Below are 24,692 nucleotides of genomic sequence, written 5' to 3' on the forward strand. Positions count from 1 at the left end.
CGCGCTCGGACCGGTTGGCGAAGTACAACCAGCTGATCCGCATCGAAGAGAGCCTAGGCGAAGTCGCCGAATACGCAGGACACTCGATCCTTCGCTGAATAGATGTTGGTCGAATATTCTTTCAGGCGCATTCTGATCTGGAAAGCGCCTATGTTGCGTGCAAGCCAGTCAGTAAATACAGCCTCGGCAACCCTTACTCCGCAGCCTCGGGCAGTGGCGTGCGCATGAGATCTTTCCAGGCATCGTACTGAGACAGAAAAACGTGCCCATTCAGATCCTGGAGGAAATGTGACCTTTTCAGACGGTCCATTACGGGTCCCTTGACCTCTGACAGGTGAAGGCCGACGCCCAGATCCTTCAGACGCAGATTGATCGCTTCGAGACTTTCCAGCGCGGAAAAGTCGACTTCGTTAACAGCCGAAAACATCAGGATGACGTGTTGAACGGTGTATGTTTCGGTCACACGCCGCTGTACCAAGTCTTCCAGAAACCGTGCATTTACAAAATACAGGCTCTCGTCGACGCGCAGCGTTACAACCGATGGGTCTGTCTGAACTTCATGGCGCAGAACGTTCCGGAAATGCTGTGTGCCAGGGACCAATCCAACCTCGGCCACATGTGGTCGCGATGTCTTGTAGAGATGCAACAGGACCGAAATGGCCACACCGGATGCCACACCAACTTCGACGCCAAGGCCAAGCGTAAGCAGAATTGTTGCCGCCACGGCGGTGAAATCGGCACGGGAGTATCTCCATGTTTTTTTCAGGATCGACAGATCGACAAGGCTAAGTACGGCAACAATGATAGTGGCCGCCAGTGTTGCGTTTGGAAGGTAATAGACCAACGGCGTAAGCGCGACGGCGGCGAATGCGAGGCCGATAGCGGTAAATGCTCCGGCCGCAGGTGTTTCCGCACCAGCATCGAAATTTACCACCGATCGGGCAAAACCACCGGTTACGGGATAGCCACCGGTGAAAGCGGCCCCGAGATTTGCGGCCCCAAGACCGATCAATTCCTGATCGGGGTTGATGCGCTGACGCTTTTTCGCGGCGAGGGTCTGCGCGACTGAGACGCTTTCGACAAATCCGATGATCGAAATAAGGATGGCCGGTAAAAGAAGCGCGCTCAGTAGATCTGGCGATAGGTCGGGCAGGGTCAGTGGCGGCAGACTTTGCGGTACCGCGCCGACTATCTTTACGCCCTGATCTGAAAGACCAAAGCCCCAGACGGCGACGGTCGTGGCAACCACAACGCCGACAGGGCCGGCTTTCGTCAGAACATCGACCAGTGTTGAGGGCGATCCGAGCCGTAGGAGTAACGGTTTGAGGTTATTGCGAACCCAGAACAGAAACCCTGCGGCAACCAATCCGATTGTCATTGTGAACCAGTTGACCTCGGTCAGATGTGCAAAATTTGAGCCCAGCATCTCAGGCAGCGTGTGACCATGTGCATTGATGCCCAATATATGCTTGAGCTGGCTGGTCGCGATAAGGATGCCAGAGGCTGTGATGAATCCTGCAATCACCGGATGGCTGAGAAAATTTGCAAGAAACCCCAGGCGCAAGACGCCCATCAGCACAAGAAACCCGCCGGATAGAAACGCAAGGGCCAGGGCCGCAGTCGCATAACCCGCTGTCCCCTGTTGGGCGACTTGCCCGATCGCGGATGCCGTCAGGAGCGAGACAACCGCGACCGGACCAACGGCCAGCGACCGGCTTGTTCCGAAAATGGCATACAGCGCGATGGGTACGATGGAGGCATAAATTCCTGCCTCGGGCGGCAATCCGGCCAGTAAGGCATAGGCCAGCGATTGCGGGATCAGCATAATCGTCACGATCACGGCTGCGATCAAATCATTGGAGAACGCTGCCCTGGAATAGGTACGGCCCCAATCAAGAACAGGAACATATTGGCGGATTTTATCGATCATTCTGCTATTCTGTGACGATAAGTGGGCAACTCACGCCGCGCTATCTGCAATGCACCGTGATTGGATTGTGCGGATGTCAGTTGGCTACTTTGCCGCGACCCTGAGCTTTTCGGGTCTGGCCATCCATTCTTTACCGCGCAGCATTGCTTTCCAGTAAATCGGCGGAAGTAGAATTTCCTTCAGAAACCAGGCCGCCCGGCTTGGCTGTGTCCCATCGATCAGGAACCTCGGGAAACTAGGTTTGAGGGCGCCGCCATAGCCGAATTCGGCCAGAACGATCTTGCCGCGCTCAACGGTCAAAGGACAGGAACCATAACCGTCGTATTGTGCCACCGCTGATCGGCCGGCAATGTCGGCCACGATGTTATCCGCGACTGTCGGGGCCTGTTTGCGGGCTGCAGCAGCGGTTTTGGCATTGGGCGCATTCATCACGTCACCCAGCGACCAGATGTTGTCATAGCTTTTGTGGCGCAGCGTTGACTGGTCTACGTCGACCCAACCCGATGCGTCGGCCAAAGGCGATACCCGAATGAAATCCGGCGCGGTCTGGGGTGGACAGACATGCATCATGTCGAAGTCGACCTCGACCGTGGTTGCGTCGGTATCTGGTTTTTTGACTTCGAAAACTGCCTTCCTTGCGGGGCCGTCGACCGAGATCAGATTGTGAAAATAGTTGAGCGTTGTGCCGTATTTCTCAATGTATTTCTGCAGTGCAGGCACGTAGTCCTTGACGCCGAACAGCACGCCGCCTGCGTTCATGAACTGAATGTCGATATTCTTGAGCACACCCCCGCGGACCCAGGCGTCGCCGGACAAGTACATTGCCTTTTGCGGTGCGCCTGCACATTTGATCGGCATCGGAGGTTGGGTAAAGATAGCCCGCCCTTCCTTGATCTCCTGCACCAGTTGCCAGGTATACGGGGCGAGGTCATAGCGGTAATTCGACGTCACACCATTGCGGCCCAGCGTCTCTTTCAGGCCCTCGACTTTGCCCCAATCAAGTTTCAGGCCGGGGCACACAACCAGACGGTCGTATTTCACGACCCGGCAACCATCCAGGATGACTGCGTTGTTGTCCGGCTCAAATGCCGCGACGGCGGATTTGACCCAATGCACACCCATCGGGATCAAGCTGCCCATCGTCTTGGCCGTTGTCTGAACATCAAAGATGCCACCGCCAACCATCGTCCAGCCGGGCTGGTAGTAGTGAATGTCCGCTGGGTCGATGACTGCAATGTTCAGATCCGGCTGTCGTGACTTCAGGCTGGCAGCTACGGAAATCCCGCCTGCTCCAGCGCCGACGATCACGATGTCGAAATGGGCGTCTCCGGTATCGGTCGGAGTTTTCCCACCATTCGCAATGCGGCGGGCAACCCCGTTCATGTCATACCCGGCCGCCTTGGTCGCCATCAGGATTTCGGCCATCGGGCGTTTCTTCGCCTCGTGAAAGGACCAGAGCGTGGCCGACCGTGTGCCGGTGCGGCAATAGGCCAGAACCGGGCGCTGCAGATCCTCCAGGGCTTCACCAAAAATGGTGATGTCCTCGTCCTTCACTAAGCCGGATTTTATTGGGACATATCGTGCTTCGATGCCAGCTGCCTGTGCCGCAGCCTCAATCTCTTTGAACGACGGCTGGTCAGCACCTTCGCCGTCGGGCCGGTTGCAGATAATCGCGCGATACCCTTGCGCGGCGAGGGTTTCAACATCCTCAGCCGTGATTTGAGGGCTGACCGCGAACTTTGACGATATTTCCCAGAGTTTCATGCTTTTTCTCCCCTTTTCCGACTCAAATCCCGTTGACCGGCACTTTGAGCATAGGGTTCCCATCCGCATCGGTCGGTACCTCACCCGCGCGCATATTTACTTGCAGGGACGGAAGGATGAGATTTGGCATGGCAAGGGTGGCATCGCGTTCGGTGCGGTATTTGACGAATTCTTCTTTCGTCTTGCCGCCACCGACATGGATGTTGTGCGCCTTTTCTTCGGCCACGGTGGTTTCCCAGGCAATATCGCGACCGTTTGGTCCGTAGTCATGGCACATAAACAGTCGGGCTTCGTCGGGCAGAGCAAGAACCTTCTGGATCGAGTCATAAAGTATACCCGCATCACCACCGGGAAAATCCGCCCGCGCAGAGCCGCCATCCGGCATAAAAAGGGTATCGCCTACAAAGGCGGCGTCGCCCATCACGTGCACCATGCAGGCTGGCGTGTGGCCTGGCGTGTACATGGCGAACGCCTGCATGGTGCCAATCATGTAGGTGTCGCCGTCTTCGAACAACGCGTCGAACTGCGAACCGTCCCGCTGAAATTCGGTACCTTCGTTGAAAACTTTGCCGAACGTGTCCTGTACAACGGTGATCTTCGATCCGACTCCGATCTTGCCGCCCAGTTTCCCCTGAATGTAGGGCGCGGCAGACAGGTGGTCGGCATGGACATGGGTTTCGATGATCCACTCCAGTTGCAACCCCTGCTCGGTGATGCAGCGGATCAGCTCGTCGGCGTGGTCAAAGGTGATACGGCCCGCGGCGTAGTCGATGTCCATGACACTGTCGACGATAACGCAAGCGTTCGAATTCGGATCCTTCACGATATAGCTGATCGTGTTCGTGGTCTTGTCAAAAAAGGCCTGTACTTCGGGCTTAATCGTCATGTTCACGGGATAGGTCATCTTAGCGGTTCTCCTCCGGATAGTTTCAGGGCTTGGCCTGTAGTTTTGGTATGGCGGTGGGGCGCAGAACCTGGGCAAGGGCGATCCCGACCAAAAGTGCGGCGACAAAACCGAAGACCTCCCACCGGCCAGTGCCGAGTGCGGGCAGCGCGCCGCCCGGACAGAAGCCGGATATACCCCAGCCGATTCCAAATACGGCCGAGCCACCGACGAGCTGTGCATCGATTGATCGCGACGTAGGAACTTTGAAACTGGTTTCGAAGACTGGCCTAGCGCGACCGAAAACCAGCTTGTAGCCGACAAAGGTAGTCATCAACGCTCCGCCCATCACAAAGATCAGGGACGGGTCCCACGATCCCAACACGTCAAAGAAATTCAATACCTTGGCTGGGTTTGCCATGCCCGAGATTGAAATACCTACGCCAAAAACAAGGCCAATCAGGTAAGTTAAGATCAGATTCATGTCTCAGCCTCCGATCACGTGTCGGACAATGAAAACAGTCGCGAAGGTGAAGGCCATGAATGTTACTGTCGCCACGATGGACCGGGGGCTGAGCCGAGCCATGCCGCAGACTCCATGACCCGACGTACATCCAGCCCCGAAGGTGACACCCAGTCCGACGATGAAACCGCCCAGAACAAGCGCTGCGGTTGAGTTCGGAACTTGTACAGCTGGAAATTGCCCTGTCACCATCGCGACGACCAGTGGTCCAGTTACCATTCCGGCCACCAAAGACGCACGCCATGTAAAGTCGTTTCTGGACCGAGGTTGGAGCAGACCCGAAAGAATACCTGTGGCACCCATCACGCGACCCAGGAAAAGCATCAGAAGGGTTGCGGAGATTCCGATCAGAACGCCGCCCGTTAGCGATGCCCAAGGCGTAAATGCAGTCTCGATCATCCGCAATCCTGACAGGTCTTGAGGCCAAAAACAGAATAAAGCGGACAGCTGCCGACAAATGCCGTCAGCGTAAAGACACCTGCAACTGCCAGAGCCAACCAAAACATAAGGCCTGATCCGATTGCAGTTGTGCTGAAAGCCGCAAGCAGAAGGACCGCTGCCAGTATCAGGCGGAGGGCCCGGTCAATCTTTCCCATATTGGTCTTCATGTCTCACTCCATCGAGATTCGATGGAGGCAACATTGCATAAGGCAACAACGATCTTTGGTGACTTGATCACCAAACTGGCGAGGCCTGGTTTTAAGGCTTGCCTTTATCCTTCGACGCCAGCCGATCTGGCCAGCCGTTCAAGACCGACCCGCCCCGTCAAACGCACTTCTCCGCGAGATTGTTCAACCCAGCCTCGACGTTGAAATTCCGACAGAGTGCGCGAAATCACTTCGCGAGCAGTCCCGAGTTCCGTTCCAAGAAATGCGTGTGTTGCGTGAATGATCCCATCCTGGTCGGCAAGCTCCAGCAGACGGGCGGCAAGGCGAACATCCATGCGCTGAAACACGATATCGTCAATCAGCGTGAAAAGGTCGGTAATCCGCCGTGAATACGCTGCCAGAACGAATTCTCTGAACACTGGCGAACGTGCCAGCAGATCATCAAAGGTCTGTCTGGGGATGGCAACAGCCGATACGTCCGTTTCGGCAATACCATCTGCGGAATACTCCTCGAAGGCCAGCATGCAGGCTGTGGTCAAAACGCAGCTTTCCCCGGCGTGTACCCGGTAGAGAAAAACCTCACGTCCGGTGTCCGACCTTTGCTGGACCCGCACCGTGCCTTCGAGCAGCAGCAGCAGATTGTCAGCAGATTGGCCCGGCGCAAAAACCTGCGTACCCGCAGGGACCGAAACAATCTGGCTCCCGCCTTCAAGCTCGGTGCGGATATCTTCCGGCAGGCGGCTCAGCCCTTTGAACGTATCGATCCACGACACTGTTAGTCCCTCTTTGCCACAGCGGGTCTGCCGTAGAACGAAAGTTCAATAGCAGACACTTGCACGTTCCAAAATGGCACGGCTGATGTACAGGCGAAAGATGTTCCTTAAACTGATCTCAACGACCCGAACTCTGAAACGCGATTGACGGTGCCAGTTTCCGGCATTGCAATTTAATCAGCCTCCGGTTTCAATGCCGACTAGGTAATCGTCGTCGTTCTGAGTTGCGGCGAAGTGCGATCTAGGCGAACAGTACATTATCACCAAATACCTGTGCTTACGGGCTCAGGGTGTCCTTATTTCAGCTTGTTTTGGAATTCCTATGGCAACAGATGCGCAGAATGCAATTGACACTCTGATTTCCCGGATGGGCGAGTCGATAATCGGACAAAGGGACGTGATCGAAAGACTGGTGATCGGGTTGTTGGCAAACGGCAATCTATTGGTCGAAGGCCTGCCCGGACTGGCTAAGACGAGGGCGGTCAAGGCGTTGGCCAAAAATCTGGAAAGCCAGTTCAGCCGCATCCAGTTCACGCCAGATCTGTTGCCGTCAGATGTGACCGGGACAGAGGTTTATTACCAGACCGACAAGGGATCTGAATTCCGGTTCGAGCCCGGGCCGATCTTCGCCAATCTGGTTCTGGCGGACGAAATAAACCGCGCCCCGGCGAAAGTGCAGGCCGCTTTGCTGGAAGCTATGGAGGAGCGTCAGGTCACGGTTGCCAGCACGACCCACAAAATGCCGCCGCTGTTCATGGTGATGGCGACACAGAATCCGATCGAACAAGAAGGGACGTATCCACTGCCCGAGGCACAGATGGATCGGTTCCTGATGCATGTTCTGGTTGATTACCCGCCTGCCGAAGATGAAGTGCAGGTGATCCGATTGGTGCGCGGCGAAGAAGCCGCAGCCAGTAAGCCAAAATCTTCGAGTACCAAGCCGCCGGAGACCATGTCTCAGGACATGGTGTTTCAGGCCCGCAGCGAGATTGTGGACGTCCACGTTTCGGATGCGATGGAACGCTATATGGTGGATCTTGTGTGTGCGACGCGTAATCCCGGCGACTTCGGTAATGACCTCGGGCGTTGGATCGAAGTGGGCGCAAGTCCACGTGCGTCGTTGGCTTTGGACAAATGCGGCCGAACCCACGCCTGGATGAAAGGCCGTGATTACGTGGATCCGCAGGATATCCGCGCCATCGCCGCCAATGTATTCCGTCATCGCCTGGGTCTGAGCTATGAGGCCCAGGGCGAAGGCGTCACCCCTGACCGTGTCGTGGAAGAGATGATCACTCAGGTTGCGTTGACATGAGGATGTTATGATTGACCGGGCTGCCCGTGTTCGAACTGGGATAACACCCGTCCCATCCGCAGACTCCGATCTCGATGCTCGGGTGTCTGTGGACCTGGCACATCTGCGGCGACTGCAAGGGCAAGCCCGATCCCTCAATTTTCTACCACGGCAGCCTTCAGGTAGTGCCCTGAACGGTCGGCATGCCTCGCGGATGCGTGGGCGAGGGCTGGCCTTTGAAGAGTTGCGTGGCTACCTGCCGTCCGATGATGTCCGGTCAATCGACTGGAAAGTAACCGCGCGCACCGGCAAACCCTATGTCCGAGTGTTTACCGAAGAACGAGACCGGCCTGCGTTGATTGTCGTGGATCAGCGAATGTCGATGTTCTTTGGCTCTCACCTGAACATGAAATCTGTCACGGCTGCCGAATGCGCAGCTCTTGCAGCGTTCCGAATTCTGGATCAGGGTGACAGGGTCGGTGGGATCGTATTCGGCGACGAAGCAATTGCCGAAATCAGACCACGCCGAAGTACAGCCGCTTTGAACCGGTTTCTGACTGCAATTGCGGGCGCAAATGCGTTGTTGCGTGCTGATGCGCCAAATGTTGCGCCTGTCAGCCTGAATCAGGTCTTGGCCTCGGTCAGCCGGATTGCCCCTCGGGACCATCTGGTTTTGGTCTTTTCGGATTTTGACATCATTGACGACCAGACGAACAAGCTGATCCGCGGACTGTCGCGCCACAATGATCTGATCCTCGGATTTGTGACGGATCCGATTGCCGATGACCTACCAGAAGATCTCCGACTGATCATTTCGGACGGGATCATGCAGGCCGAGATAGATACAGGGAAGAAAACGGTACATCGCCAGTTGCTTGAGATGTCGCGCGGCCGCCTGGCCGAAGTTCTGGACTGGACGCGGACTATGGGAATTCCCGTCCTGCCCCTCACATCTGCGCAGGATAGCCTTGCACAGATGCGGCGGCTGATGGGGTTGATGCGGCGATGAACGAAACTGGCGAAACAGCACCTGTCACTCTGGTCGACCTCATTGATCGTCTTGTTCCACCCCCGGAGCCGCCAGCGATTCCAATGATGCCGCAAACCTGGGGATGGGCAGCCGTGGCTGTCATTCTGCTGAGTTTGCTGGCGTATGGGCTGTGGCGCTGGCGGCGTCATTATCTGGCAAACGCTTATCGGCGAGATGCGCTGGCCGCGCTAAAAGCCGCGGCATCCGACCCTGTGGCGATTGCTGAAATTCTCAGACGCTGTGCGCTGGCTGCATTCCCGCGTGCGGATGTAGCAAGCCTGAGCGGCCCTGACTGGCTTGCCTTTCTGGACCGGACCGGCGGTGGTTCCTATTTCCGGCAGGGCGAGGGGCAGGTTGTGTCGCAGACTCCGTATTCATCCCACCCTGCCATGGCATCTGGGTTGAAAAGTTGCGCGGAACGCTGGGTCCGAAGTCACAAGCGGGAGGGGTAACGTGATTGCGTTAGATTTTCCTTATGCCTTGTTACTATTACCGCTGCCTTGGCTGGTCTGGCGATTCATGCCTGCCCGGAAAGAAAGAGTGCCGGCGCTCAGATTTCCATTTTTCCGAAAAATTGTTGTCGCAGCCGAGGTCACACCGTCCCCCGGCGCAGTTATCCTGCAACGGACTCGGATTCAGATGGTGACGGCGGTGGCGATTTGGGTGCTTTTGGTTCTGGCGCTCTCTCGTCCGGAACGGCTGGGTGAGCCCATTGAAATCACCCGGTCCGCCCGCGACGTGGTTCTGGCCATCGATATTTCAGGATCGATGGACATTGTCGATTTCGAAATGCCGAATGGGGATCGCGTGCAGCGGTTGGCGGCAGTCAAGAATGTGGTTCAGGATTTCGTTGCCGAGCGCGAAGGTGACCGTGTTGCGCTAATCGTCTTTGGGACCCGCGCTTTCCTTCAGGCGCCGCTAACCGAGGATCTGGCCACGATCAGCGACCTGGTGGAGCTAACCGAAGTTGGAATGGCTGGGCCAAACACAGTCATTGGCGACGCCATCGGGCTGGGTATTCGGACCTTTGAGGTCAGCGAGGTTGATCAACGTTTGATGATCCTGCTGTCCGATGGCAGCGATACCGGCAGCCGCATGAGCCCTTTGAACGCTGCAGAGATCGCGCGTAGCAAGGGCGTTGAAATTCATACCATCGCGGTCGGCGATCCCAACGCAACGGGGGAAAACCGCGTCGACACTCAAGCCCTTGCTGATATTGCCGAACGAACAGGCGGCAGTTCCTTTTTTGCTTCGGACGCGGAAGCACTGGCGTCTGTATACGCACGGATTGACGAATTGGCACCACGTCTGGTCGAGCAGGTTTCGTATCGACCCCGTACGCAGTTGGCGCCCGTTGCTTTGGCTTTGGCGTCGTTTCTGGGTTTGCTTACCCTGACTCTTCTGACCTTGCGGCGAACTGGTTGGAGAGCCGCGTGATGGACCTGCTGCTGCGCGAATTGGGATTGTTTCTGGAGGCCTTTCACTTTCTGCGCCCTTTGTGGCTGATGCTGTTGCTTCCATTGCTGGTTCTTTGGTGGGTGAATCGCCGCGCAGCAACCCGGTCCAACCCGATGTCAGACCGAATTGCCCCACATCTACAAAAGGCACTAACTGTCGGCGACGCGGGGCGTGGGTGGTATTTGCCGATCGACCATGTCGCGCTGATCCTTGCGCTTGCCATTCTTGGCACCTCGGGGCCAACCTGGACGCGGCAAGTGGATCCGTTTCTGGCCAAAACCGGTCCATTGGTGATTGCACTTGAAGTGACTCCATCGATGGTGTCGCCTGACTTGCCGCCTGACCGTTTAGAGCGCGCAAAATTCAAGATCCGGGACCTGCTAGATTTGCGCGCCGGCGGGCGCACCGCATTGGTGGCTTATGCAGGAACCGCACATCGCGTTTTGCCGTTTACCGAAGATCCGCAGGTCATGCTGCCCTACCTGGAGGGATTGCAACCCGAAGTAATGCCCGAGAGTGGCTCAAATGCGACTGCCGCACTGGAACTGGCTACTACGCTGCTGGAGGCAGAGCGGGAGGGCGGTATCCTGTTTGTTCTGGACGGGATGAGCGTAACCGATGCGCGTCAGCTCAATACTGTTGAGAGTACATCTATTGCCACTTTGGCGATGCTGCCGGATGGCATCGGTGATCAGGGCCTCGATCTGCTCGCATCCGTGCCCGTGATCCGCACGACACCAAATGACGCAGATGTTGCACGGTTGGACAGGTTGCTGAACACGGATTATCGCCGAGCCATCCTACAGAATGGAGACCAGCCATGGGAGGATCGCGGCTGGTGGCTGGCCGTGCCAGCCGTCCTGTTAGCCTTGATCTGGTTCAGGCAGGGTTGGACGATGCGTTGGTCTGCTGCCATTATCGCGCTTATGGCTTCACCTATTGGGCCTTCGTCTGCTCATGCAGACGGGATCGCAGACTGGTTCCTGACACCGGATCAACAAGGGTACCGGGCTTACCGCAACAACGATTTCCAAAGTGCGGCCGAGACCTTCGTCGATCCTCTGTGGCAGGGCTACACCCTCTATCGTGCTGGCCGCTATGCCGATGCGATTGACGTGCTACAGCGCCTCGACACGGCCGAGGCGTCGTTCACCCAAGGTTTGGCCCATATCAAGAATCGGCAGTACCGTGATGGCGTGCGTGCATTCAAGACAACGGTGGAGCGTGATCCTGATTTCCCTGGCGCTGTAGAAAACCTGCACACCGCGCAGGAAATCGTGGAATATATTGAAGCCACACGCGAAGCTTCGGATACTGGCGAAGAGGCAGGTATCGGCGCAGATGACGTCGTATTCGACAATGAAGCCGCGCGCGGGGCGGATACTCAGTTAGAACAACAACCTCAGGGAGAGGTTGCTGTCCTGAGCGCTGAACAATGGATGACAACTGTCGATACGCGTACCGAGGATTTTCTGCGGATGCGGTTTCAGTTTGAGGCAAACGCGAGGCAATGATGCGATTAATCCGTTTGTGCCTTGCCCTCATTCTGGCTGCCGGTTCGGCGTTTGCGCAGACCGAACTTGCGCCGCGCGTATCCGTGGAGCAGGCGGCGGACGAAGCGATCCCAGGCCAGGCGATTGATCTTCGCATTACTGTTCTGGTGCCAACATGGATGCCCAAACCGGTTGTGTTCCCAAGTTTCGAAGCGCCCAACTTGAACGTACGGCTTCCGGACCGCGCCACCGGTCCGGTCAGCGAAAGCGTCAATGGTGATACGTGGTCCGGGGTTACACGTCGCTATCGCCTTATGCCAATGGCGCCGGGCCGTTACGAAATACCGGAACAGGAATTGATTGTGACATGGGCCGACCCGGAAACGAATGCTCCACGTGAGGATCGCGCCAAAATCGAGGCGATCGTCATCACCGGCAAGTTGCCCGAGGGCGCCGAAGGTATGGACCCGTTTATCGGCGCAACAAAACTTGAGCTGACGCAGGAGGTTTCCGGTGGACAGGCGCCGCTTTCACCCGGTGACAGCGTCCAGCGACGCATTACTGCCAAGATCGAAGGCACGTCGCCCATGTTTATTCCGGCGCTTGTGCAAACACCTCCGATTGAAGGGATCGCCACTTATCCGTCTGAGCCCCTGTTGACCGAAACCTCCGAGCGCGGCGTACTTGTCGGAACCCGGGTCGAACAGGTGACTTATCTTGCGCAAAGCGGCGGCAATGGCTTGGCCGAAGCAATTGCTTTGGAGTGGTTCAATCTGGAAACAGGTCAAATCGAAACGGCAGCAGTTGAAGGTTTCCCGTTAGAGGTGGACGCACCGGTCGCGCGACGCGCCTCGGATCTCACCTTGCAGACATTGATCTGGATCGCAGTTGCAGGAATTACCGTGCTAGGTTGTCTGTTGTTGGTCTTGCAACCGGTTTGGTCGCGTTGGTCACGCCATCGGGCGAAGCGTAAAGCGCACTATCTGGCTTCGGCCCAATATGCCCGCGACACCTTGCGCGACGCAATAAGAAGGCAGGATCTGGCGGCCTGCCTGAACGCTTTGGAACTTTGGGCCGAAAGGCAAAGCGGTATTGATCCCAAGCAAGATGCCGCCATCAGCGAGGCCCTAGTGCAGATTGGCAAGGCACGCTACGGCCGAACCGCCAACGAGGTGAACGATGATGCGGCCTGGACCAGCCTACGCGACGCGGTTCGTACGTATCACCCTGAGGGCGCGAAGCCGGGTGTTCTTTCATCCCTGCCACCTTTAAACCCGGTTCAGGCAACCGGCAGGAGTTCCAGATGACCCGATCTCTAATTTCCTATTTGTTGATCGGGTTCTTCTTGTCTGCAACAGCGTGGGCGCAAACTTCGAACGAAACGGTCCGCTATGTTGGGTCCGCGCAATGCACCACCTGCCATCAGGAAACCGCCGATGCTTGGGCTGGTTCGCACCATGCGCTCGCCTGGACCAAGCCGTCACCGGAAACGGTTTTGGGTGATTTTGAAGGAACCCGTTTCGAACATGACGGGGTACAGTATGAATTCTCGGTAGTGGATGGTGCCTATCATGTTCGTCTAATCGAGGCGGACGGCGCAGTGAACGACTACACCGTTCATTCGGTTGCTGGAGTCGCACCGCTCCAGCAATACCTGATCGAGACAGAACCGGGAAAAGTGCAGAGTTTTGATGTCGTCTGGGATGTCGCTGAGGAACGCTGGTATCACCTATATCCCGACCAGAATCTGCCACCAAATGACGGGTTGCATTGGACCGGCCCCTATAAGAACTGGAACGCCCGATGCGCGGAATGCCACGCTACCGGGTTCGAAAAACGCTTTGATGAAACCCGTCAGACCTATGCCTCGACCCAAGCAGAAATCGGTGTCGGATGCGAGGCTTGCCATGGTCCCGGTTCGCGCCATGTCGATTGGGCTGAAACACCGAGTGTTTCCGCGGACTCGGCTCCGCAAGGATATGGGTTTTCGATGGATTTCAAGACGGCGGGAACCGAGGCAACCATTCAACAATGCGCGACATGCCATTCCCGGCGTGAGCCGCTGGGGGACGGAAACCCGTTGCCGGGCACAGGTTTTCACGATGCCTATAACCTCTCATTGTTGCGCCCGGGTCTTTACCACGCGGACGGCCAAATATTGGACGAGGTCTATGTTTACGGCTCATTCCTGCAGTCCAAGATGTACAACAAAGGGGTTGGCTGCCTGAATTGTCATGACGCTCATACAGCTGGATTGAAAGCCGAGGGCAACACGGTCTGTACGCAGTGCCACTCACCGGCGGGGAACCCCGATTTCGCGTCGCTGCCATTAAAATCCTATGATGCCGCGTCTCATCACTTTCATGAAGAAGGGTCCGACGGAGCTCAGTGCAAAAACTGTCACATGATCGAGCGAACTTATATGGGTATCGACGGTCGGCGCGATCACAGCTTTCGCATTCCACGACCTGATCTGGCAGCAACAACCGGTGCGCCTGATGCCTGTACGGATTGCCACTCGGACCAGTCCGCGGAATGGGCGGCGGCAGAGATTGCAAAACATCATCCGAGCGCCGCTTCTCGCTCGCATTACGGAGTGGCCTTGGCTTCTGGAAGGGCGAACGCCGCCGATGCGCAACCGAATTTAAGAAAGCTGGCACTGGACGAAAGCCAACCGGGCCTGATCCGAGCAACAGCATTGTGGTTGCTGTCTCAAAGTGCCGACGAAGCTGCAGCCAATGAAATGGCACCATTGCTTGCAGACGATGACCCTTTGGTTCGTGCAGCAGCGATTTCGGTCCAGCAGGCAGCCCCACCGCAGACTCAAGTGCAGCGTATCAGTGAAATGCTGGGTGATCCAAAGCGGATGGTCCGGATCGAGGCGGCCAAGGCTATGCTGACAGCTCCGAAGGTTCGCCTTTCGAAACGGGCTGAAGCAGATATGCGGCTGGCGATGGCAGAATGGCGGAAATCCCTGCAAGCGCGAATAGATTTTCCAGAAACGCATTTGGTGCTGGGCGGCATGGCGCTCACATTACGAAATTTCCAGGCTGCCCAGGGGGCTTTCGGGGAGGTAGTACGCATGGACCCACAACGCGAAGAAGCGTGGGTGATGCTGGCTCGGATTACTGCCGCTGTGGATGGTCGCGAGGCCACTTTGGCTGTTTTGGAGGAAGCACTGGGCAAACTGCCAGACAGTCAGGCGCTGAGCGAATTGCGGGCCTCTATCTTGTCACAATAGGCACCGCCGATCGAGCTATAAATCTCTTGCAAAGCAAGCTTAATCAACGAAGCCGTAGGTGAAAACGACTGAACGGCAACACCCGCACTCAGCGCCGGTTTGCGAGAAGTTGCCCATAACCTCTGATAGGATCGCGGATAGCCATAGCTTCCAGTGCTGCAAACAGCATCGCCTGATTTGAGCTGATTACAGGTTTTCCGACAGTAGTTTCCAACCGTTCCAAAACCTCGACGCTGCGCATATCGGTGCAGGACAGGACAACAACATCGGCATCAGGGTGATCCGCCCTGCGGCCCAGGTCAAATACAGCGTCAGGACCAAGAGCGCCCTGACCTGTATTGTCGAGCGTTTCGGTTACTTCTGATCTCTGGACGGTTTCAAACCCAAATGTTTCCAGAAATCGCACTGCCATGTCGTTGATTGCTGGTACATAAGGTGAGGCAAATCCGATGCGCTTCGCGCCCAGTTTGGTGAGCGCGTTCGCAAGCGCCCCGGCGGCGGTAACTGTATGGGCGCCACAACTGTCACCGATTTTCGCCGCCAGCATGCGGTCGAAATCGGGGCCGTGGGTCAGGGTTGCCGAAGTACAGCCGTAAAAGACGACGTCCGGCTTTGCGCCCATCAAAAGGTGTAGAGGTTCGTCCTGATCGGCAGCCCCAAGCCCATGCATCTGGTCTGCATCCGGGATTTCATCCTCATCATATCCGCCCAAACGCGCAAAATGCAGCGACACGCCTTCGGGTCGCATCAGTACCATGTCAGGTTCGAGGTTGGTGTTGGTAAAGGGCACCAACACTCCAAACCGGGCTCGGCCTCTTGATGCTGTCATAGCGCGGACTCCTTCCAGTGCGTGAGGCCGTTCAAGGCAGCCTCAATCGCGGGTTTCGGGCCGATTGTCATACGCAGGGTGTGCGGTAGACCCGCGCCAGATTGCGCCCGCAGGAATATCCCCTCGCGGCAAAGAACCCTATTCGCAACCGTTGCATTCTTGGGGCCACCTGTGTCGATCAGCAAGAAATTGGTAAAGCTCGGATAGGTGTGAAAGCCAGCTTGCGATAACTTGTTCTCAGTCCATTCTTTTAGCTTGGCCGTCAGAGTGCAGGTCTCACGCATGTATGCGTCATCCTTGACGGCTGCCACGGCCGCCGCCTGCGTCGGAGCCGTGATCGCATTGGGGTTCATGACTTTGCGGAGTTCAGCAGCAATAGCGGGTGGGAAGTACCCCCACCCAACGCGGAATCCCGCCATTCCGTAGGCTTTGGAAAACGTCCGCAGAACCACTGTATTTCCGCCCAGAACCAAATCAAAGTTGCGTTCGTTCAGATGGTCTGCGAACTCGCCATAGGCTTCGTCAATCACCAACAGGATGTCAGGTCGCAAAGAACTCCGAAGGCGTTGCAGGTCTGATCTGGCAATTCGTGTGCTAGTCGGGTTTCCGGGATTGGCGACAAAGACGATGCCGGTGTCTGGTTGAACGGCTTCCAACAGTGCGTCGACACTCACGACGGCGTCCTTCTCCGGAGCGGTATCAAAGCGGGCGTTTGCCATTTGCGCTGCAGTCCGGAAGAAAGGATAAGCGTGCGCTGGGGCCAAAACGGCACGATCCTGGCCCGAGTATACTCGGGCGATGCAACCGATCAGGTCCAGCGAGCCGTTACCGCACAGGATGCAATTTGCCTCAAGCTTATGCAGCTCGGCCAGTGCGTGGCGCAGGTCTGTCCAGTCTGGATCCGGATAGAGGTTTCCACGTCCCAGCGTCTCCGTCGCTGCAGCGATGGCCAGAGGGCTGGGCGGGCGCAGGCTTTCGTTCTGGGACAGCGAGATCGGCGGTGTGCCGGACGGCGCCGTCAGTTTGGCCAGCGCATAGGGTTCCATACGTGCGATGTGAGAACGAGGATATGTCATATGCGCCCCCTATACACAGTATTGGCCGCTTGTTCGCTGACCAATCCAGACGAAAGATCTGTTCGAAGCGCCTCCTGCGTGCGCTCAGCGGGGAAGCCGATCCCACCACCACCGGGCGTTTCGAACACAAGGGTCTCGCCTGCGCGGATACGAAACTCACCTTTGCCAGGAAGGGCTTTCCCTTCCGGCTCAATCCTGATGCAGCCGGGTGCGCCGTCCCGACCTCCAGATCGGCCTTTTGCCGGGTTGAGCACACGTTCAACCGAGAGAAACAGCATCAGGTCCTGATCTTTTGAGGCGCTGATTTCGATGTGTTGACCGAGCCCACCGCGAAACTTGCCTGCGCCACCAGAATCGACCCGCAGTTCACGTCGGTGAAACAGGACGGGCGAGACGGCCTCGGTTGTTTCAACCTGACTGCCCCAGACACCGCTTGGGAAAGCCGTGGCCGAAAGGCCGTCTAACGTAGGGCGCGCTCCGGTACCTCCGTTAAAGACAAGTTCGAGCGCGAATAGGTCATCCCCCCGATTTACGGCTTCGGCAGCGTGACGCAGGGGCAGATCGTACATACACGAGGCGCCTTCGGCCGGGACCAGTTCCGGCAGGACCTGAGACAAGCATCCATAGACAAGGTCCGGCGTCATCTGACCCAGAGTATGCCGCATGGCGACCGGGGCAGGGGGCTGGGCGTTTAGAATACAGCCCTTTGGTCCTGTAACCCGAAACGGTTCCAGCGAACCCGCATTGTTCGGTATATCGGCTCCGATGATGCAGCGAAGTGCAAAGACGGAATAGGCAGTAGCGTAGTTCAGCGGAACATTGATCCCTTTTCCGACGCATCCGGCGGATCCGTCGAAATCCAACAAAAGATGATCATCTGCAATAGTCAGGGCGGCGTGCAGCTCGACTTCGCTTTCATAGCCATCCACTTTGAGCACGTGATGCCACGTACCCTTTGGCAATGCCGCGATGGCATCGAGGGTGCCACGTCGCGAGGTTTCGATGATGTAATCAGACAGGGTGCCCAAGTCGCCGATGCCAAATTCGTCCATCATCTGAACCAAACGTTCCGATCCTGCCTCGCAACAAGCGATCAGCGCATAGATATCACCCTCGTTGGCGACAGGCTCGCGCGAGTTTGCCTTGATGATGTCCAGCAGCAAAGCGTTGACTACACCTTGGCTAACGAGGTTGCAGGGCGGGATCAACAGTCCCTCGTCGTAGATGTCTGTGCCTTCCGGCCCCATTCCTAAACCACCCAGATCGACCAGATGTGAGGTGCAGGCCGTGAAACCGATGACCTGATCGCGATAGAACACCGGCATCATCAGCAGGAAGTCATTCAGATGTCCTGACGCGATCCACGGGTCGTTGGTCATATAGATATCGCCAGGTTGCATATTGGGAATCGGAAAGCGGTCGCGCAGGGTTTTAACGGCTTCGGCCATCGTGTTGATATGGCCGGGCGTACCTGTGACTGCCTGAGCCAGCATCCGTCCCTGCGCATCGAAAATCCCGGCCGAGATGTCACCGCATTCACGTACAATTGGACTGAAGGCGGCGCGTATCAGCGCCTGTCCCTGTTCTTCGACCACGGCGAGCAACCGGTTCCACATCACCTGAAGGCGCGTATCGGAAGTTGTCATGCTGCGGCCTCGCTTTCTCGTGTCAGCCAGATATTGCCTTGTCCGTCGATCGTAGCTTTGAAATCTGCACTGACGCAGGTTGTGGTTTGCGCTTCGACGATCAGGGCAGGGCCATTGATCGTGTCCCCGGGCTGCAGATCTCTGCGGCTGAACAACCCAGCCGTGCGCCACTTGCCAGTCACGTCACACAGAATCTCGCGAGTTTCGCTGGCCTGCTGCGTACTGGTGGCGGGTATGTCGGCGCGGTCCCGAAGAGCGGGTGCAGCGGATGAGACCGATAACCCCCAGTTCAGGATTTCAATTGTCATTCCTGGAACCGTTCGACTGAACTGGCGACTGTATTCGGCTTCAAACGCCGCTTTCAGGTCCGGCAAATCAGCAAAGCCCAATTCCCGATCCGGTAACCTGATTTCGATCTCGTGGCCTTGTCCGTGATACCTCATGAACGCGACCCGGCGGTGTGACAACTCGCCCGTGGGTGCACCGGCTCGCACCACCGCCAGGGCCTCGTTGTACATGCTGTCGAAGAAACTGTTCAGGCCGTCGATATCCAGCGTCTCAAGCCGGGCATACCGGGACCTGATGATCTCGTACGAGACAGGGGCGAACAGAAAGCCAACGGCCGAACCAACACCGGGATCGCGCGGGATCAGAACCTGGTTCATCCGGGCACGGCGCGCCACTCGGGTAGCATGCAACGGACCATTGCCGCCAAAGGCGATCATAACGCGGGGCTCCAGATCCTTGCCGGATTCGACCGCGTGCATACGTCCCGCGCTGGCCATACTTTCGTCTACGATCTCGCTGACCGCAAAGGCGGCTTTGTCTGGGTGCAGGTTTAGATGGTGCCCGACATCTTTGGTCAACGCGTCGGTTGCAGCATCGCGATCAATCGCCAAGCGCCCCTCGGCAAAACGCGCAGGATCGATCAAGCCTTGCGTGACATCCGCATCGGTGACTGTCGGATGTGTTCCGCCTTTCCCAAAAGCAGCCGGGCCGGGATCAGATCCTGCGCTGTGTGGTCCGACCTGAACGCGCCCCAGCCGATCAACACGAGCAATGGACCCGCCGCCTGCGCCGATCTCAATCATCTCGATAACGGGAATTCTGACCGGCATGCCGGACCCCTTAATAAAACGCTCGGCGCGGGAGATTTCAAATTTCCGGGCGGTCTGAGGGCGGAAATTGTCAATCAGGCACAGCTTGGCAGTTGTTCCGCCCATGTCGAAGGACAGCACCTGAACTTCCTTGGCTTCCTGTGCGATGCGGGCTGCGAGAATGGCTCCGCCCGCCGGGCCGGACTCGACCAGTCGGATGGGCAATCGCGCCGCGGTTTCAACCGTCGTCATACCGCCGCCGGCAGTCATCATCAGGATCGGGCAGGTCAGACCCATATCTCTGAACCGCTCTTCGAAATCCGCCAGGTAGCCCGCCATCAGCGGCTGAATATAGGCGTTTGCAATAGTGGTGCAGAGGCGATCGAACTCCCGCGCTTCCGGGCTGATCTCGTGGCTCAGTGAGATGACCAGTTCGGGCATCTGCTGAGACAACAGCGCTTTCAACCGCAGCTCATGCTCCGGGTTTGCATAAGAATGCAGGAGACAAATCGCGACGGCATCGACCTCCAGATCCCGGAGGTTTTGTGCGAGTGTCGAAACTTGCGCCTCGTCGAGTGGCACCAGTTCGCAGCCCTGCGCGTTCATCCGCCCACCAATCGTCAGCGCATGAGTGCGCGGCACGATCAGATCGGGTTTGACCAGATTGATAGCATACTGGCCGTAGCGGCGCTCGTATGCGATTTCGAGAATATCCCGAAAGCCCTGCGTTGTGATCGTGGCGGTGACGGCCCCCCGGCGCTCGATCAGCGCATTGGTGGCCAGCGTAGTTCCGTGGATAAGACCGGTAACCTGATCCCAACTTGCACCTGCGCTGGCTAGGACCCGGTTCGCGCCCTCCAATGCACCTATGGCAGGTTGTTGTGGGGTCGTTGGCGTTTTTGTTGTCGCCACGATTTCCGACGTGTCATTCATCAGTACGGTGTCAGTGAACGTGCCGCCGATATCGATTGCCATGCGCAATCCATGTGTCTGTGTCATGAGGTGTCTATTGCTGGAAGAAAAAATCAGGCCCGAAGGCAGCTCATTCGCTAACGCGCGAAGGCCGTCGGGTCAGGCGACGAGATCGCACCCTGTCTGACGACGCATCATGGGCTGGACGGAACTGATTAGCACAACCACTGGCCTTCCTGCTGTAATCCCGGCGATACTGGGATAGCATGAGGCCTTGCGTCAACATTTCTTTTCGCGAAACGATCAGACGCAGCATTGCTGGACTCTAACGATGTGCAGGTTTAAGCGACCTTGTCGAGCTTAAAGGGTTAACGTCTTGAACCGGAAGTATCTTTTCGCATTGTTAAACCGATGCGCTTGCGCGGAACATCGACGTCAACCACCCGGACCTTAACCACTTGTCCGGCTTTGACCACGTCGTGCGGATCCTTAACGAACCTGTCGGCCAGCTGACTTATGTGAACAAGGCCATCCTGGTGCACCCCGATATCCACAAACGCGCCAAATGCGGCGACGTTGGTCACCGTACCCTCCAGTGACATCCCGGGTTTAAGATCGGTGATCTCTTCCACCCCATCTGCAAAAGACGCGGTTACGAAACTCGGGCGCGGGTCGCGGCCAGGTTTTTCAAGCTCGGCAAATATATCGCGGATGGTTGGCAGGCCGAACCTGTCGTCGACAAACTGTTCTGCGCGGAGTCGCTTCAATGCACCTTCATGGCCCATGATTTGACGAATGTCGCGGCCACAGGCCGCAACCACGCGGCGGGCCACGTCATAGGCTTCGGGGTGGACCGAAGAGGCGTCCAGAGGTTCGGAGCCGTCCCGGATGCGCAGAAAGCCAGCACATTGCTCATAAGCGCGGGGGCCAAGGCGCGCGACTTCCATAAGGTCTTTTCTGGACCCGAAGGCGCCGTTCACGTCCCGATGAACTACGATCGCCTCAGCCAGCCCCGGCCCGAGGCCGGAGACATGTGACAGAAGCGGCGCAGAAGCGGTGTTCAGATCGACGCCTACTGCGTTCACCACGTCCTCGATCACTGCCTCCAAGGATTGTGACAGCCGGTGCTGATCCACATCGTGTTGATATTGACCCACGCCAATGCTTTTGGGTTCAATCTTGACCAGTTCGGCCAAGGGATCCTGTAGACGCCGCGCGATCGAGACCGCGCCGCGCAACGAGACATCAAGATCCGGGAATTCTCGTGCAGCCAGTTCCGAGGCGGAATAGACAGAAGCTCCGGCCTCAGACACAACCACTTTTGTCGGGGCCTTCACAGAACTGGGCAACAGTTTGAGCGTATCGGCGACAAGGCGTTCCGTTTCGCGACTGGCGGTTCCGTTTCCGATGGCGATCAGCTCGATATTGTGCGTCGAGATCAGCCGGTAAATCGTGTCCTGTGCACCGCGCAAATCGTTCTTTGGTTGAAATGGATAGAGCGTATCTGTCGCAAGCACCTTGCCAGTAGCGTCCACGACCGCTGCCTTCACACCGGTGCGAATGCCGGGGTCGAGGCCTAGCGTCGCCCGTGCCCCTGCAGGAGCCGACAATAGTAAATCCTTAAGGTTGCGCGAGAACACCTGAATGGCCTCTTCCTGAGCGCTGGCCCGCAGATCAGCCATCAGTTCGACCATCATCGACAGGGACAGTTTAACCCTCCAAGTCCAGCCCGCCACTTTGCGCAACCAAACGTCTCCCGGCCCATCGCTGCGCGTATGCAGATGCGATGCGACAGTCGCCTCGGCCCGGGCGGCCCCGGTTTCCGGATTGGGGGCGATATCCAGCGTCACGATCCCCTCTTTCGACGCGCGCAGCATCGCCAGTGCCCGGTGCGACGGGACCGAAGACCATAGTTCTGAATGATCGAAGTAATCACTGAACTTGGCGCCCTCCTGCTGTTTTCCATCGATCACTTTGGCGGTCAGCAGGGCTTCGCGTTTCAAGAAATCACGCAATTCGCCAAGCAGGGTAGCGTTTTCGGTCAACCTTTCGGTGATGATGTCTCGCGCGCCATTCAGGGCGTCTTTTGTCGTGGGCACCGCTTCGGTCACATAACCTTCGGCCAGCGTTTCAGGTCGCGCTGTACGGTTGCTCAGAATAGCATCGGCCAAAGGTTCCAGACCGTTTTCGCGTGCGATCATAGCCTTGGTGCGGCGCTTGGGTTTGAACGGAAGGTAGATATCTTCCAATTGCGCCTTGGTCTCCGCCCGAGCAATGGACTTCGTCAGATCGTCGGTCAGCTTTCCCTGATCCTTGATTGACCCAAGGATCGTCTCGCGCCGGGCTTCAAGTTCACGCAGGTAGACCAGCCGGTCGGCCAGAACCCGCAGCTGAGAATCGTCCAGCCCGCCCGTGACCTCTTTACGGTAGCGAGCAACAAAGGGAACGGTTGCCCCATCATCCAACAGCCTGACCGCCGCACCCACCTGTTCGGGGCGCGCATTGATTTCCGTGGAGATGGTGCGGGCGATGCGATCCAAGGGCGGGTCTCCGTGTGTTTGGTTGGAGGGCCGTTCTAGCCAGCAGAGCGGCGAAGGAAAAGGGCCCTAAAACACCTAATCTCAGTTCTGCACAGTTCCTGCACATTCACTGCGCGAGCATCTGCACCTGTTCGCTGCATTCCGGACCTATAAAAAACGGAGCAAGATATGGGACAGTTTATTGTACGGGGTATCCCCGCCTCGGTTCTGCAAGACAGCTGGTGGTTTGACACGCCTGATGTGGTGCCGGACAAGTCGCGTCTCGCGAGGGGCCGTGGATGGCCGCAGGCGCTCGGGGCTTTGGTCATACTCGTGGCCCTGGCAGATATACTCTTTCTGGATCACACCCCCGGAATTTCACTGGCCGTTTTTGCGCTGGCCATCGCGGCGGCTGTCTGGATGCTGTTGGGTTTGCGTAGAAATCTGATGGGCCCCGCGCTACTGCTGTTTCTAAGCCTTTTGCCGGTTGTCGAATACGTACAGGCCTTGTCGGTTGTGTTCTTGTTCGTGGGGTCACTGATAGCCTTGTGCTGGGCGGTGCTTGGGTACAGTGACGAGGCGTCGCTGCGGCGGTTTCTCGGGTTGTTTCCGGTTCTGGCCATCCGTCAGATGATCGAACTTGTACAACACGGCAAGTCAATTTCGAAGGCGGATGGCGTTGGGCTAAAGGTCTTGCGCAATTGGGGATTTCCAGTGGGCGGAGCATTAGTTCTGTCCGGGCTGATGATTTCCGCCAATCCAGTTTTGTTCGATTGGGTTAAACAGGTCTGGCAGTTCGACGTTAGGCTCGACCGTTTGTTGTTCTGGCTTGGGATGACGTTTATGATTTGGCCGGTTTTGGCAGTTGCTGCGCATCCAGCCTTGTTGTGCACTAAGCAGGGACCAAAGCGAATACGCGTATTGCCTTCCTTTGGCCTGAACGCGAAGTCCGTTGCGAATTCCCTGATCCTGTTCAACCTGTTGCTGGCGATGCAGACGGCGATGGATGCGGTGTATCTCTGGGGTAACGCCGAATTGCCGACTGGCATGAGCCACGCGGAATACGCCCACCGTGGCGCCTATCCCCTGGTGGCAACCGCGCTTCTGGCTGGGATGTTTGCGCTGGCCGCGCGTCCCTATCTTGCAGAAGGAAAAGGACTGCGTGGATGGATGATGTTGTGGTTGGGGCAAAATGTGCTGCTGGTACTGTCCTCGCTGTTTCGACTGTCAATGTATGTCGAAGCCTATGGTCTGACCTATCTGCGCGTGCATGCGGCCATCTGGATGGTTCTTGTTGCGGCAGGGCTGTGCTTGGCCGGTTGGCAGATCATGCGTGGTCGTTCGAATGGCTGGCTGCTGGTCCGGTCGGCGGGTTTGGGGCTGGCAGTGCTATATGCCTGCTGTTTCGTCAATTTCGCGGCCCTGATTGCCCGTGAAAACCTGCACCACCCCCAGCGTTATGATGAATACTATGTCTGCCAGCTTGGCCCAATGATCGCCGCTGAAATCGCACATTCTCAGCGTCCAACCGGATGTCGGACAATCGCGCCACATATAGGTAATTGGCGGGAATGGGGGTTTCGCGCGCATCGGGTGAATCGTAATCTGGGCACCTAAAC

The 24,692-nt window shown here is 57.2% G+C and carries 21 protein-coding genes; 9 read left to right on the plus strand and 12 right to left on the minus strand.

Annotated elements, in window-relative coordinates; translation table 11 throughout:
• The coding region (locus AC2TDA_RS14990) for a hypothetical protein (protein WP_480879856.1) at positions 1-98 on the plus strand (98 nt) is incomplete at its 5' end.
• A gap of 95 nt (positions 99-193) precedes the next feature.
• Here the strand turns inward: AC2TDA_RS14990 and AC2TDA_RS14995 are convergent.
• The 7 genes from AC2TDA_RS14995 to AC2TDA_RS15025 form a co-directional block, all read right to left on the minus strand.
• A complete protein-coding gene (locus tag AC2TDA_RS14995) occupies positions 194-1,930 on the minus strand; it encodes a SulP family inorganic anion transporter (RefSeq protein ID WP_480879500.1) in 1,737 nt (578 codons plus the stop codon).
• A gap of 84 nt (positions 1,931-2,014) precedes the next feature.
• Positions 2,015-3,694 carry a bifunctional protein tyrosine phosphatase family protein/NAD(P)/FAD-dependent oxidoreductase gene (locus tag AC2TDA_RS15000; RefSeq protein ID WP_480879501.1) on the minus strand — a complete coding sequence of 560 codons (1,680 nt, stop codon included), beginning with the start codon at positions 3,692-3,694 and terminating at the stop codon, positions 2,015-2,017.
• Positions 3,695-3,716: 22 nt separating this feature from the next.
• A complete protein-coding gene (locus tag AC2TDA_RS15005; RefSeq protein WP_480847492.1) occupies positions 3,717-4,598 on the minus strand; it encodes an MBL fold metallo-hydrolase in 882 nt (293 codons plus the stop codon).
• Positions 4,599-4,623: 25 nt separating this feature from the next.
• Positions 4,624-5,061, minus strand: coding sequence for a DUF6691 family protein (locus AC2TDA_RS15010; RefSeq protein ID WP_480879502.1), 438 nt, complete (start codon positions 5,059-5,061; stop codon positions 4,624-4,626).
• A gap of 3 nt (positions 5,062-5,064) precedes the next feature.
• Entirely contained in the window at positions 5,065-5,499 is a 435-nt protein-coding gene (locus tag AC2TDA_RS15015) for a YeeE/YedE family protein (protein WP_480879503.1), read from the minus strand.
• Positions 5,496-5,708, minus strand: a complete 213-nt coding sequence (locus AC2TDA_RS15020) for a YgaP family membrane protein (RefSeq protein WP_480879504.1) — start codon at positions 5,706-5,708, stop codon at positions 5,496-5,498. Before AC2TDA_RS15020 ends, AC2TDA_RS15015 begins: the two co-directional genes overlap by 4 nt.
• A gap of 104 nt (positions 5,709-5,812) precedes the next feature.
• A complete protein-coding gene (locus AC2TDA_RS15025) occupies positions 5,813-6,481 on the minus strand; it encodes a Crp/Fnr family transcriptional regulator (RefSeq protein WP_480879506.1) in 669 nt (222 codons plus the stop codon).
• A 322-nt stretch (positions 6,482-6,803) separates the two neighbouring features.
• Between AC2TDA_RS15025 and AC2TDA_RS15030 the strand changes: the two genes are divergently transcribed.
• The 7 genes from AC2TDA_RS15030 to AC2TDA_RS15060 are packed head-to-tail and all read left to right on the plus strand — an operon-like array spanning position 6,804 to position 14,994.
• Positions 6,804-7,793, plus strand: coding sequence for an AAA family ATPase (locus AC2TDA_RS15030; protein ID WP_480879507.1), 990 nt, complete (start codon positions 6,804-6,806; stop codon positions 7,791-7,793).
• 7 nt (positions 7,794-7,800) lie between these two features.
• Positions 7,801-8,781, plus strand: coding sequence for a DUF58 domain-containing protein (locus AC2TDA_RS15035; protein ID WP_480879508.1), 981 nt, complete (start codon positions 7,801-7,803; stop codon positions 8,779-8,781).
• Positions 8,778-9,254, plus strand: a complete 477-nt coding sequence (locus tag AC2TDA_RS15040; RefSeq protein WP_480879509.1) for a DUF4381 domain-containing protein — start codon at positions 8,778-8,780, stop codon at positions 9,252-9,254. The genes AC2TDA_RS15035 and AC2TDA_RS15040 overlap by 4 nt, the downstream gene beginning before the upstream one ends.
• A 1-nt stretch (position 9,255) precedes the next feature.
• Entirely contained in the window at positions 9,256-10,239 is a 984-nt protein-coding gene (locus AC2TDA_RS15045) for a VWA domain-containing protein (RefSeq protein WP_480879510.1), read from the plus strand.
• Entirely contained in the window at positions 10,239-11,774 is a 1,536-nt protein-coding gene (locus tag AC2TDA_RS15050; protein WP_480879857.1) for a VWA domain-containing protein, read from the plus strand. The genes AC2TDA_RS15045 and AC2TDA_RS15050 overlap by 1 nt, the downstream gene beginning before the upstream one ends.
• The gene (locus AC2TDA_RS15055) at positions 11,774-13,060 is read left to right on the plus strand and encodes a hypothetical protein (RefSeq protein ID WP_480879511.1); all 1,287 of its coding nucleotides are present in this window, start codon (positions 11,774-11,776) and stop codon (positions 13,058-13,060) included. Before AC2TDA_RS15050 ends, AC2TDA_RS15055 begins: the two co-directional genes overlap by 1 nt.
• Positions 13,057-14,994, plus strand: coding sequence for a multiheme c-type cytochrome (locus AC2TDA_RS15060; RefSeq protein ID WP_480879512.1), 1,938 nt, complete (start codon positions 13,057-13,059; stop codon positions 14,992-14,994). Before AC2TDA_RS15055 ends, AC2TDA_RS15060 begins: the two co-directional genes overlap by 4 nt.
• An 88-nt stretch (positions 14,995-15,082) precedes the next feature.
• Here AC2TDA_RS15060 and AC2TDA_RS15065 read toward each other — a convergent pair whose 3' ends face one another.
• The 5 genes from AC2TDA_RS15065 to AC2TDA_RS15085 all read right to left on the minus strand — a co-directional run bounded on the left by AC2TDA_RS15065 (position 15,083) and on the right by AC2TDA_RS15085 (position 23,094).
• Positions 15,083-15,823, minus strand: a complete 741-nt coding sequence (locus tag AC2TDA_RS15065) for a maleate cis-trans isomerase family protein (protein ID WP_480879513.1) — start codon at positions 15,821-15,823, stop codon at positions 15,083-15,085.
• Positions 15,820-16,899: a pyridoxal phosphate-dependent aminotransferase gene (locus tag AC2TDA_RS15070; RefSeq protein ID WP_480879514.1), complete on the minus strand. Its 1,080-nt coding sequence runs from the start codon at positions 16,897-16,899 to the stop codon at positions 15,820-15,822. Before AC2TDA_RS15070 ends, AC2TDA_RS15065 begins: the two co-directional genes overlap by 4 nt.
• Positions 16,896-18,545: a hydantoinase B/oxoprolinase family protein gene (locus tag AC2TDA_RS15075; protein WP_480879515.1), complete on the minus strand. Its 1,650-nt coding sequence runs from the start codon at positions 18,543-18,545 to the stop codon at positions 16,896-16,898. Before AC2TDA_RS15075 ends, AC2TDA_RS15070 begins: the two co-directional genes overlap by 4 nt.
• The gene (locus tag AC2TDA_RS15080) at positions 18,542-20,641 is read right to left on the minus strand and encodes a hydantoinase/oxoprolinase family protein (protein WP_480879516.1); all 2,100 of its coding nucleotides are present in this window, start codon (positions 20,639-20,641) and stop codon (positions 18,542-18,544) included. Before AC2TDA_RS15080 ends, AC2TDA_RS15075 begins: the two co-directional genes overlap by 4 nt.
• Before the next feature lie 281 nt (positions 20,642-20,922).
• Positions 20,923-23,094: a Tex family protein gene (locus AC2TDA_RS15085; protein WP_480879517.1), complete on the minus strand. Its 2,172-nt coding sequence runs from the start codon at positions 23,092-23,094 to the stop codon at positions 20,923-20,925.
• 168 nt (positions 23,095-23,262) lie between these two features.
• Here AC2TDA_RS15085 and AC2TDA_RS15090 point away from each other — a divergent pair, with 168 nt between their 5' ends.
• Positions 23,263-24,690 carry a DUF4153 domain-containing protein gene (locus AC2TDA_RS15090; protein ID WP_480879518.1) on the plus strand — a complete coding sequence of 476 codons (1,428 nt, stop codon included), beginning with the start codon at positions 23,263-23,265 and terminating at the stop codon, positions 24,688-24,690.
• Positions 24,691-24,692 lie beyond the last annotated feature (2 nt).

The organism is Ruegeria sp. HKCCD6426 (assembly GCF_057221115.1).